Genomic DNA, 10,622 nt, shown 5'->3' on the forward strand with positions numbered 1-10,622 from the left:
ATATGTTTAGTATACTCTTTTTTCTATGAATAAAATATTTGACTTCCTATAAGAAAGGACTTGTTGAAGGTTCACCAAATTCACCAAGCTTACAACGTACGTGACTTAACCGACGCAGATGAACAAATCTTGGAAAAGGCATTTAACACAACTCGTTCATTGATGCCCAAGATTTCAAACAAGGAAATTAAGTTTGCAGATAAAAAGTGGGACTCATTGTTCAACTTTTTGATGGCAGAACAAATTGCATTTGCTCGTGTACTTGCAAATGGCGATGAAAACTTGGGCGACTATGTTCAAGCTAAGAACCAAGCTCAACAAGCATATGCTTTGGTTGAAACTGCTATCAACAATCTTGAAAACGAAAATAAATAATATAATGACGAAAAAGTTAAATAAAGAAGAAAAGTATCTAGCAGAAAAATGCTGGATACTTTTTTTATTAAAGGTATAAATAAAATAACTACTAGAATAAAAATGGTGCTATAATACTCGCAGTTTCAGAGTAATAAGGATTTTTTAAGGAGATCTCAAGAATGAAATTAAATAAAATCACTTTATTGTCAGCAGCTGCTATCTTAGCAATTGCACCAGTTGCTTCAGCCACTACTGTCCATGCTACAACTACTGTTGGTTCAGCAGCTAAGGGATTATTTTTTGGTGGAAATGTTAACTATAATGCAGCAACGACTAACGCAGCATCTAATTCAACAACTATCAATGCAGCAAACACCAACTCTAATGAAAAAACTCCAGCTAAACCAGCTGAAAACACTTCATCAAATACTACCCCAACTAACACTAATGAAAATGCATCAGTATCAAATGTAACAAATACTAGTGCAGATAATACTTCATCAAATACTACTTCAGCTACTACTGATAATACATCTAATGATTCATCATCAGTAACTGCTGACACTAACAATGCAAGTAATGCAAACAATGCTACTAGTTCAAACGTAGCAACTACAACTACTAACAGCGCTGCAAATAATACTTCATCAGCTGCAAATACTACAGCATCAACTACTACTTCAACTAACAGTTCAAACACCAATTCATCAACTGCTAGTTCTTCAACAACTACCACTACAACCAAGAAGGCAGCTAAGAAGACTCTTAAGTTAAGAAGAAAAGCTTATGTCTACGACAAGTACGGTAGAATTGTTCGTAAGCACGGTAAGAGAGTTGTTTTGAAGAAGAACTCAACTAAGAAGTTCTACAAGAACAGCAGAAAAGTTGTTAAGATCCGTGGTAAGAGATACTACAGAATTTCAAAGAATCAATACGTATTAGTTAAGAACGTTAAAGTTGCTTAATTAAGCGATGAAATAAAGTCACTTCGGTGGCTTTATTTTTTTTGAAAAAATAATGACAAAAACAAAAATGAGTGTATAATTAGGAAAAATATATAAACCAATATTTATAAATTGGGTACTAATTGCTGTTAAATCAGTAATAATTAAACTAGACCAATTTACAATTGCTTCAATTCTGGAGGGAAAGAACATGATTAACCAAGCCAACACTTTATTTGTTTTTGTCGCTAGTGTTTTAGTTTTCTTCATGACGCCAGGTTTAGCTTTTTTCTACGGCGGCATGGTTTCAAAGAAAAATGTTGTGAACACGATGATTTCAGTATTCATGATTACAGGCATTGCCATCATTTTATTTATTGCTTTTGGTTATAATTTGGCATTTGGTAAAGATGTTGGTGGAATTTTGGGTCTTAGTAAGAGTCTTTTCCTGAACGGATTTGATCTAGAGGGACTTTATTCAAAAGATACCGGCATTACGCTTTTAACTTATTTATTGTTTCAGATGATGTTCTCGATTATTACACCAGCTTTGTTTGTTGGAGCAACAGTCGGCAGAATGAAGTTTAAGTTTTTGTTAGCGTTCGTCGTAATTTGGTCAATTTTGATTTACTACCCAATGGTACATATGGTTTGGACGCCACACGGGATTTTAGCCAAAACAGGGATGCTTGATTTTGCAGGCGGCACGGTCATTCATATTAACGCTGGAATTACGGCATTGCTTTTATCGATTTTTGTTGGGCCGCGCATTGGCTTTAAACCAGATAAAGAAGATAGACACTATAACTTGCCATGGGTTTTAATGGGAACGAGCATTTTATGGATCGGTTGGTACGGCTTCAACGTAGGTTCAGCTCTCACCGTTAGTGATATTGCGACTCAGGCATTTTTGACCACAACTGTTGCAACTGGTACTTCATTTGTAGTGTGGATGTTTTTGGACATGTTTCTTCAAGAAAAGACCAACATGATCGGCCTTTGTACAGGTGCGTTGTGCGGGTTAGTTGGAATCACGCCAGCCGCTGGGTATGTTACCGTTGCAGGAGCATTTGCGATTGGCTTCATTTGCACACTTGCTAGCTATGGATTCATTCATGTTATTAAGCCAAAACTTAAGTTAGATGATCCACTTGATGCCTTTGGCTGTCACGGCGTTTCAGGAATTATGGGTTCAATTTTGACTGGATTATTTGCAACGAAAATTGTTAACCCTCACATTGAAAATGGATTGTTCTATGGTGGCGGCTTGCATTTGATCACTGCTCAAATTGGCGGAACTTTGTTAACGATTGTCTTTGTAAGTGTTATGACGACGGTAATCGTTTTGTTGTTAAAGAAGCTGATTCCAATTAGAGTTTCGAAGGAAGAAGAATTGATGGGACTCGACTTAGCTGAGCATGGTGAGCAGGCAGATTATGGAATTAAGTTTGAAAAATAAAATGTGAAGGATTTAACAGAAAATGGGTAAGATTGGACTGTTTTTTGAGGTGAGGGATGCCCCAAGGTTGATTAATTCATTTTCTAAAAAATATTTGTTGTTAGATTAGGCAATGAAGAGCCTAGATACAAGCAGATTTCAGAAACTTTGGCATAGTCCAAAATCAGACCTTGAAACAAATAATGTGATCATTTTTGCAATTTAGTATTATAATTAATTTCGTTGTTTAAAAACTTTTATATTTTTAGGGAGATCTCCAGGATGAAATTAAACAAGATTACTTTATTATCAGCTGCTGCTATCTTAGCAATCGCACCTATGACAGCTTCAACTGTTAACGCTGCTGATGCAACTACTCCAGCAACTGCTGCTACTGATGCAAACAAGACTGCTTCAGCAACTGACAAGACTGCTACTCCAGCAGCTGACGCATCAAAGACTACTGCAGCAACCACTTCAGCTACTGCTACTAAGAGTGCAGACAACACTAACGCTGCAACTGCAACTACTCCAGCAGAAGGTAACAAGACTGCTTCAAACACTACTACTACCACTACCACTACAACTACTGACGCAGACAAGTCAGCAGACACTACTTCAACTACTGAAACTGCACCAGTAAAGAAGACTGTTAAGAAGTACTCAGTAAGATTGAACAAGAAGTCATACGTATACAACAAGCATGGTAAGGTTGTTCGTAAGCACGGTAAGAAAGTTACTTTGAAGAGACATTCAGTTAAAGCTCTTTACAAGAACAGCAGAAAAGTTGTTAAGATCCGTGGTAAGAAGTACTACAGAATCTCAAAGGGTCAATACGTATTGGTTAAGAACGCTAAGGTTAGAGTAACTAAGAAGACTGTTACTGTTAAGGCTCCAGCAGACACTACTACTAACACCAACACTAACACTGCTTCAACCACTACTACCACTACAACTACTGCAGCAGACGCAAACAAGACTAACACTTCAGCAACTACTACTGACAAGACTACTGCAACTTCAACTGATGCAAACAAGACTGCTGCAACTACTGATACTAAGAAGGATGACAAGACCACTTCATCAGCAGACGCAAACAAGACTAATGCTTCAGCTTCAGCTTCAACTTCAACTGAAAAAACTGCAGCAAACACCACTACTACAACTACAGACGCAACTAAGAAGAACTAATTAAATTTAGTTTAGCGTAGAAAAGAAGGCTATGTTTTCGAACATGCCTTCTTTTTTTGCTTTAAAAAGTAGATTTGAAATTGACTGGACTTTTTAGTATAATTCTAGTGTTGTGAAGCATGCTGAATTAGCTCAGTTGGTAGAGCATCTCCCTCGTAAAGAGAAGGTCGCCAGTTCGACTCTGGCATTCAGCACTCAGAGTACTAACAAAAAGGCCTGTAACGAAGCCCAATTGCAAAAGATTGAGTATTCGTGCAGGCTTTTTTGCATATAATAATTTCTTTTATAAAATAAATTTGACTCGAAATCACTATAGATTTATTTTATAAAACAAATTTTACTCAAATTTACTGTGAATTTATCTTATAAAAGTAATTTTACCTAAAATCGCTATAAATTTACTTTATAAAATAAATTATTGCAAAATCATAGTATAATTTATCTTATAAGATAAATTATTTGTGAGGTGGATACATGGACATCTTTGAAAGACCACAATATTTAAATCGTTTGATTGAATTTAAAGATACAGAATTCATTAAAGTTTTGACAGGAGTCAGACGTTCAGGAAAATCATTCATTCTTAAGTTGTATCAAAAATACTTACTAGAACATGAAACTAATCCTGACCAGATTATCTATCTTTCATTTGAAGACTTTGATAATGTTGAGCTGTATGATCCTAAGAAACTATATGCATTTCTGAAAGGAAAAATATTGCCTGATCAAAAAATGTATATTCTCTTAGATGAAATTCAATTTGTAAAGGATTGGCAAAAGGTTGTTAATAGTTTGCGGCTGAATCCAATGCTTGATATTACCATCACCGGTAGTAATTCCAGTTTGCTAAGTGGAGAACTAGCAACTCTTTTGGCTGGTAGATATATTGAAATTCATGTTTATCCATTGTCTTTTAAAGAAATAGTCGCATTCAGAACCAAGAATCCATCAGAAGCAGAAATCGATCGACTCTATGATGAATATATTAAGTATGGGGGATTTCCTGCTGTCGTTTTGGCAAAGAAAGAATTGAAACAAACTATTTTGTCAGGAATTTATAACACTGTAGTTCTGAATGATATTGGTTACAAAAATGGCTTACGTGACCCAGGCTTGGTTATGCTAGTAGCCAAGTATCTTGCGGACACTGTTGGGCAATTAGTCAATCCTAATAAAATAGTTAATACTTTAAAATCAGCACATTTTTCAATTTCTTATTCAGCAGTTCAACGCTATTTAACTTCTTTTGAACAAGCTTATCTCTTTTATCGTGCAAATCGCTATGACATTGGTGGTCGTAAACTTTTATCGTCACAAGGCAAATACTATATTGTTGATACAGGTCTACGTTCACAAGCATTGGGTGAAAGAATTAATGATAGAGGAAGTATTCTAGAAAATATCGTCTATATTGAACTGCTTAGACGAGGTTATCAGGTACAAATTGGAAAGTTAGAGAATAAAGAAATTGACTTTGTCGCTTCAAAATTAGACGAGCGTAAATACATTCAAGTCACTTACCAATTACCCGAAAATTCAACTAGAGAAACGGACAACTTATTGGAAATACCTAATAATTATCAAAAAATGGTAATTACTGGTCGATATGAAGAACAAAGCATGATTTCAGGAATTCCGATAATTAATATTAAAGATTGGCTTTTAGAAAAAGAATAATAAAAAGCCTACTAAACTCAAGATTTAGTGGGCTTTTTAAGTATAAGAATTTTTAACATTGCTTATTAGCGCCAAGTTTAACATTCTTATTTGCTTCAATTAATGCGGCACCATTACCGATCTCAACACCGCTGTCGAGCATCCCTTCATCCGACTTCAAGCTAAGGCTACCCGCATTATAATCCAAGACCATATTTGGTCCCATCATCGTCTTGTCATAGTCTGAAGTATAGATCTTCACGTTTTGATCATTATCAATCTTCACAGGGTAATCAGGATCAACCTTGTCTACCCAAATAATGGAGAAGTGGGCGCCAATACTACAGCTACCACCTTGGATAGAATACTTGCCACCACCATCGTCGGTGATCAAAATAAGTACTTTATCTAAAATTTCTCTTCTCTTGAGATAATCCAATGCTTGATCAGTAAATCTAATGTTAAGCATATTCTCAACTTCTTTCTTGATCCAAAATCTACATATATTATATCCAAAGCTTAGCATATAATAATTGATTTAAATCAAGAAACTCTGTTATATAACTAGTCTGCCCAAATAATGATCATTTCTTGCCATTCTGCGCTTTGACCAATGTTGCGGAACTGCAAGCTAAAGATCTTGGCATTCATATGCTTTTCTTGCCATGATTCGTAGATCTCATTAGGCATGTCCTCAGTTGATTGGTATTTGAAGGAATCAACGTGCAGTTTAGAAGCATCAATTGCATTTTCTTTGTTAAACATAATAGTCACTTCTTTTCGTCACCTTCATTATAGTTAGTTTCGTAAGTCTTGGTTCAAACAATGCCTTATAATGGAATTAGTATAAATGGCAATAAAGAACAATAAAGAATAGGAAGCGATAGAGATGCCACTTTGTCAGTTGTTTGTTGATAAAAAACAACATAAATTCATGTTAATTAAGATGCCTAATCAAGTTACTCCAGATAATTATCAAGGTTGGATAGAAGAAAAAGAAAAGGAAAATAATATTCAAACTTTTAACTTTTCACAACAAATGCTTGATCGAATTGTTTTAAACTATTTAAGTGATGATAAGCCTTATGAAGCTAAGTACGTGATGATGAAAGCAACAGATGAGAAAGAATTGTTTGTCTCTAGTCTGGAACTTGGCTTTGATGGGGATGAAAAGATGGATGTAGTCAGAAATGGTTTGTTGATCGTTTTTGATGAAAACGAGATAAAGCATTTCACCGCAGTTTTACAAGATGTGTGGAACGAGGGCGACATGCAATAGATTTATATAATAAGGAAAAAACACGTATTTAATGAAGAAATTATCAATTATTGTTCCTTGCTACAATGAACAAGAGTCATTGCCGTTGTTTTATCCGGCAGTAAAAAAGGTGGTCGAAAAAATGCCAGTCACTGTCGAATATTTATTCATCAATGACGGCTCAAGTGATGATACGCTAAAAGAATTAAAAAAGCTGCAAAAACAGGATAGTGAACATATCCACTATATTTCTTTTTCTAGAAATTTTGGCAAAGAAGCAGCACTTTATGCTGGTCTGCAAGCTGCAACTGGCGACTTGGTTGTAGTGATGGATGCTGATTTGCAGGATCCGCCACAATTTTTGCCTGAAATGTACAGCCTGATTATGAGTGGCGACTGGGACATGGTGGGCTGCCGGAGAATTGACCGCAACGGCGAAGGAAAAATCAAGTCATGGCTTAGCCACATGTTTTATAAAGTCGTTAACAAGATCTCAGATACTAAGATTGTACCAGGTGTGCGCGACTACCGTATGATGACGCGCCAAGTTGTCGATGCAGTGCTGTCAATGTCAGAATACAGTCGTTTTTCTAAAGGAATTTTTAGCTGGGTCGGCTTTAACACTAAGTATCTAAGCTACAACAACGTTCAGCGTGTGGCTGGCCAGAGCGACTGGACCATGTGGCAATTATTCAAATATGCAATGGATGGAATTTCTGACTTCTCACAAGCTCCGTTAAATATTACTTTATGGCTGGGCTTTGTTTCATTCGTTGTGTCATTTCTTGCCATTGTCTTTATCGTAGTCAGACACTGGATTTTCCCACAATATGCTATTAATGGTTGGTCATCACTAGTTTGTATCATTCTTTTGATTGGCGGGCTGCAACTATTATGCATAGGGCTGGTCGGTCAATACATTGGCCGAATATATTTACAAGTTAAACGAAGACCGATTTATATTATTAAAGAGAAAAAATAAAGAAGAACCCAAAATGACCCAAAAGATTATTAACAACACGTTGGTAAACGATCGAGCAAAAGAAAACTACATCTTTATTTCTGATATTCATGGTAATCACGAAACGCTTGATTTAATTGAACAGGCCAAAAAAGATTTTCCAATGGCACAGCTGGTTACTGGCGGCGATTATATCGATGGCCGAGATAGCGTAAAAGAAGTGCTGGATTATTTAATTGAGCAAAAAAGTGAGGGCGCTATTGTTTTACGCGGCAATCATGAGCAGATGATGCTTAATTATGCAAATGAATGTGAGCACCAAGATGGCATCTGGTTCTATAATGGTGGCCGCGATACATTGGAGCAGCTGCTTGGCAAAGTCGCTACGCCTGAAGAAGTGCGCATGAGCAAGTACTATCGCTTCTTAATGTCTTGTCCAATTATGTATGAAACGCCAGACATAATTTTTGTCCATGGCGGAGTAAGACCGGATGAAAAATACAATGATCCGGCTAGCTACACTGGATCTACTCATGGTATCAAGATCGATTATGATTTTTACCGCATTTGGGCTAGAGAAAGTTATTGGTATTCTGATACTTTAAATAAAAAGATTGCCCACAATAAAACAGGCAAAACCATCGTTGTAGGGCACACGCCAACGTGTTCACTAGAAGGCGTTTTTGATGATGGAAGATTAATGAATCGTCTTGCTCCTGATAATTGTGTTGTAAGAAAGATGCAATATCAAGGTGAGCCTGCTCGAATCTTTACTGATGGAGGATCACACTCTGATCCAATGATCTATCCGCATAATGATGGTAATGTTGTAGCGCTAGGTAAAGATGGCGAGATCGTAAAAACTTATAGATGGAAAAATGAAGAAAAATAAAGAGGACCGAAATTCGATTGAATTTCGATCCTTTTTTTATCTAACATAAATTAGGTAAATTGATTTAGAGATCTCAAAAAAATGATTAGTCTTCTACTTTTTTAGCTTCGTTCATGGCCTTCATGATTGAAGGGTTCTTTGAGTGACAATCCTTGATCATTTGTAAATCTTCTTCACTTAATGTAACAACATATTTACTCATAATTCTTTTCCTCGCTTTTATTAAAAATACACCTTAACTATAGCACTTAAGCCTAAAGCTGCAAAGATATAAAATATGCTCAAAAATTTTTCTGGAAAATACTAGTAATAAAATCGTTTTCATTGTATTATAGTGTCATAGAGGTATATACCAAAATATAAAAGAACTCGAATTTTAAATTAATACCATAGAAGGGGAATTATTATGGCTGAAAAGAATTCAAGTGGGGGCCTAAATGCGTTTGTTAACAAACACATTATGCCAGTAGCTGCAAAAATAGGTAGCTTTAAACCTTTAATTGCTGTCCGTGACGGTATCGCAATGGCAATGCCACTGATTATCGTTGGATCATTATTCATGATCATTAACGCGTTTCCTGCACCAGGATGGACAGATTGGCTAAACAAGACAGCGGTGCACGGCACGAGTATAGCCCAAATTTTAGGTAAAATTACTAACGGTTCCTTTGGTATCATGGGTCTTATTGCAGCCTTTGGTATTGCATGGAGCTATGCCAACCAACACAAGACTGATGGTGTTTCAGCTGGTATTATTTCTGCATCAGTCTTCTTTATCTTAACGTCAAGCATTATGAGCGGCGACAAGGTTCCTGTAGAAGGATTCCCTTACGCTTACTTAGGTAGTAGAGGCTTGTTTGTTGCTATTATCTTTGGTCTTATTTCCGGTTGGATTTTCCAATGGTTCATTAACCATAATATTCAAATCAAGATGCCAGCAACTGTGCCACCTGCAGTATCAAAGAGTTTCTCAGCTTTGATTCCAGGTGCCGTAATTATTGCGATTGCCGGCTGTGTTTACTGGCTCTTCACTTGGGCTGGTTGGGGCAACATTCATGATGTAATCATGAACATATTGGCTAAGCCATTAGGTGCCTTAGGTGACACTTTAGGCGGTACAATCGTTTCTATTATTCTTTTAAGTTTGTTCTGGTTCGTTGGTATTCACGGTGGTAACGTCGTTAACACTGCTATGCAACCAATCTGGTTAATGCAAACTGACGCAAACCGTGTCTTGAACCAAGCAGGTCACTTAGACTTAGCTCACGGCGGTCACATTATTACACAACCATTTATCGATAACTTCGTATATATGGGTGGTGGTGGTGCCACTATCGGTTTGGTACTTTGTATCGGTTACTTAGTATGGCGCAAGCGTGCAAGTAAGCAAAACCAAGTTTTAGCACCATTGACTATCGTGCCAGGTTTATTCAACATTAATGAACCAACCATGTTTGGTTTACCAGTTGTTATGAACTTGCTTTTAATCATTCCATTCATGATTGCACCTATCGTTAACGCAATTACTACTTACCTTGCTATGAACTTTGGTTTAGTTCCATTATGTAACGGTACTGTTATTCCTTGGACTATGCCACCAATTATTTCTGGATTCTTGGCAACAGGTAGTATTGCAGGGTCGATCTTGCAGATTATCAATATTATCTTAGATATTTTGATCTACTTGCCATTCATTAGCGCTCTTAACAAGCGTCAAATTGTGGAAGAAGAAGCAAAATAGCCTAAATAAAGGTAAAAAAATAGAAGCTCAATGTCGATTTTGAAGTGGGACCTAAAAAGTAGACATTTTAAAACATAGGATTAATAGAGGCTTGATTCCGATATTCTTTCGGAGTTAAGCCTTTTAATCTGCTCTTTATCCTTTCTTCGTTATAGTATTTGATATATTCCTCTATAGCTTGAGC

At 36.5% G+C, this 10,622-nt stretch carries 12 protein-coding genes and 1 tRNA gene; 10 read left to right on the forward strand and 3 right to left on the reverse strand.

Going from position 1 to position 10,622, the window contains the following annotated elements:
* The first annotated feature begins 48 nt into the window (after nucleotides 1–48).
* The 6 genes from RDN22_RS09975 (at nucleotide 49) to RDN22_RS10000 (ending at nucleotide 5,607) form a co-directional block, all read left to right on the forward strand.
* Nucleotides 49–375, forward strand: coding sequence for a hypothetical protein (locus RDN22_RS09975; protein WP_308557927.1), 327 nt, complete (start codon nucleotides 49–51; stop codon nucleotides 373–375).
* A gap of 161 nt (nucleotides 376–536) precedes the next feature.
* Nucleotides 537–1,322 carry an SLAP domain-containing protein gene (locus tag RDN22_RS09980; protein WP_308557912.1) on the forward strand — a complete coding sequence of 262 codons (786 nt, stop codon included), beginning with the start codon at nucleotides 537–539 and terminating at the stop codon, nucleotides 1,320–1,322.
* Between the two features lie 190 nt (nucleotides 1,323–1,512).
* Nucleotides 1,513–2,760, forward strand: coding sequence for an ammonium transporter (locus tag RDN22_RS09985; RefSeq protein WP_308557914.1), 1,248 nt, complete (start codon nucleotides 1,513–1,515; stop codon nucleotides 2,758–2,760).
* A 261-nt stretch (nucleotides 2,761–3,021) separates the two neighbouring features.
* On the forward strand, nucleotides 3,022–3,930 hold the full coding sequence (locus RDN22_RS09990; RefSeq protein ID WP_308557915.1) for an SLAP domain-containing protein: 909 nt from the start codon (nucleotides 3,022–3,024) through the stop codon (nucleotides 3,928–3,930).
* Nucleotides 3,931–4,051: 121 nt separating this feature from the next.
* Nucleotides 4,052–4,124 (forward strand) — tRNA-Thr (locus RDN22_RS09995).
* Nucleotides 4,125–4,404: 280 nt separating this feature from the next.
* The gene (locus RDN22_RS10000) at nucleotides 4,405–5,607 is read left to right on the forward strand and encodes an ATP-binding protein (RefSeq protein ID WP_308557916.1); all 1,203 of its coding nucleotides are present in this window, start codon (nucleotides 4,405–4,407) and stop codon (nucleotides 5,605–5,607) included.
* A gap of 52 nt (nucleotides 5,608–5,659) precedes the next feature.
* Here RDN22_RS10000 and RDN22_RS10005 read toward each other — a convergent pair whose 3' ends face one another.
* Both RDN22_RS10005 and RDN22_RS10010 read right to left on the reverse strand, forming a co-directional pair.
* Nucleotides 5,660–6,055, reverse strand: coding sequence for an iron-sulfur cluster biosynthesis family protein (locus RDN22_RS10005; protein ID WP_308557917.1), 396 nt, complete (start codon nucleotides 6,053–6,055; stop codon nucleotides 5,660–5,662).
* Between the two features lie 95 nt (nucleotides 6,056–6,150).
* Nucleotides 6,151–6,351 carry a hypothetical protein gene (locus RDN22_RS10010; protein ID WP_308557918.1) on the reverse strand — a complete coding sequence of 67 codons (201 nt, stop codon included), beginning with the start codon at nucleotides 6,349–6,351 and terminating at the stop codon, nucleotides 6,151–6,153.
* Between the two features lie 124 nt (nucleotides 6,352–6,475).
* Between RDN22_RS10010 and RDN22_RS10015 the strand changes: the two genes are divergently transcribed.
* The 4 genes from RDN22_RS10015 (at nucleotide 6,476) to RDN22_RS10030 (ending at nucleotide 10,438) form a co-directional block, all read left to right on the forward strand.
* The gene (locus RDN22_RS10015; RefSeq protein WP_308557920.1) at nucleotides 6,476–6,865 is read left to right on the forward strand and encodes a hypothetical protein; all 390 of its coding nucleotides are present in this window, start codon (nucleotides 6,476–6,478) and stop codon (nucleotides 6,863–6,865) included.
* A 31-nt stretch (nucleotides 6,866–6,896) separates the two neighbouring features.
* Nucleotides 6,897–7,826: a glycosyltransferase family 2 protein gene (locus RDN22_RS10020; RefSeq protein ID WP_308557922.1), complete on the forward strand. Its 930-nt coding sequence runs from the start codon at nucleotides 6,897–6,899 to the stop codon at nucleotides 7,824–7,826.
* Nucleotides 7,827–7,839: 13 nt separating this feature from the next.
* Nucleotides 7,840–8,697, forward strand: coding sequence for a metallophosphoesterase family protein (locus RDN22_RS10025; protein WP_308557924.1), 858 nt, complete (start codon nucleotides 7,840–7,842; stop codon nucleotides 8,695–8,697).
* Between the two features lie 406 nt (nucleotides 8,698–9,103).
* Nucleotides 9,104–10,438 carry a PTS sugar transporter subunit IIC gene (locus RDN22_RS10030; protein ID WP_308557925.1) on the forward strand — a complete coding sequence of 445 codons (1,335 nt, stop codon included), beginning with the start codon at nucleotides 9,104–9,106 and terminating at the stop codon, nucleotides 10,436–10,438.
* Between the two features lie 67 nt (nucleotides 10,439–10,505).
* On the opposite strand, the gene RDN22_RS10035 is transcribed toward RDN22_RS10030, so the two are convergent.
* The coding region (locus RDN22_RS10035) for an IS3 family transposase (protein WP_308554877.1) at nucleotides 10,506–10,622 on the reverse strand (117 nt) is incomplete at its 5' end.

Origin of the sequence: uncultured Lactobacillus sp. (assembly GCF_902491705.1) — a bacterium.
In the GTDB taxonomy this organism is placed as follows: domain Bacteria; phylum Bacillota; class Bacilli; order Lactobacillales; family Lactobacillaceae; genus Lactobacillus.

Excerpts from the sequence above, each read along its gene's own strand:
- RDN22_RS10015 (WP_308557920.1), top strand. The coding sequence starts at position 6,476 with ATGCCACTTTGTCAGTTGTTTGTTGATAAAAAACAACATAAATTCATG.
- RDN22_RS10025 (WP_308557924.1), top strand. The coding sequence starts at position 7,840 with ATGACCCAAAAGATTATTAACAACACGTTGGTAAACGATCGAGCAAAA.
- RDN22_RS09980 (WP_308557912.1), top strand. The coding sequence starts at position 537 with ATGAAATTAAATAAAATCACTTTATTGTCAGCAGCTGCTATCTTAGCA.
- RDN22_RS09985 (WP_308557914.1), top strand. The coding sequence starts at position 1,513 with ATGATTAACCAAGCCAACACTTTATTTGTTTTTGTCGCTAGTGTTTTA.
- RDN22_RS09990 (WP_308557915.1), top strand. The coding sequence starts at position 3,022 with ATGAAATTAAACAAGATTACTTTATTATCAGCTGCTGCTATCTTAGCA.
- RDN22_RS10005 (WP_308557917.1), bottom strand. The coding sequence starts at position 6,055 with ATGCTTAACATTAGATTTACTGATCAAGCATTGGATTATCTCAAGAGA.
- RDN22_RS10010 (WP_308557918.1), bottom strand. The coding sequence starts at position 6,351 with ATGTTTAACAAAGAAAATGCAATTGATGCTTCTAAACTGCACGTTGAT.
- RDN22_RS10030 (WP_308557925.1), top strand. The coding sequence starts at position 9,104 with ATGGCTGAAAAGAATTCAAGTGGGGGCCTAAATGCGTTTGTTAACAAA.
- RDN22_RS10020 (WP_308557922.1), top strand. The coding sequence starts at position 6,897 with ATGAAGAAATTATCAATTATTGTTCCTTGCTACAATGAACAAGAGTCA.
- RDN22_RS10000 (WP_308557916.1), top strand. The coding sequence starts at position 4,405 with ATGGACATCTTTGAAAGACCACAATATTTAAATCGTTTGATTGAATTT.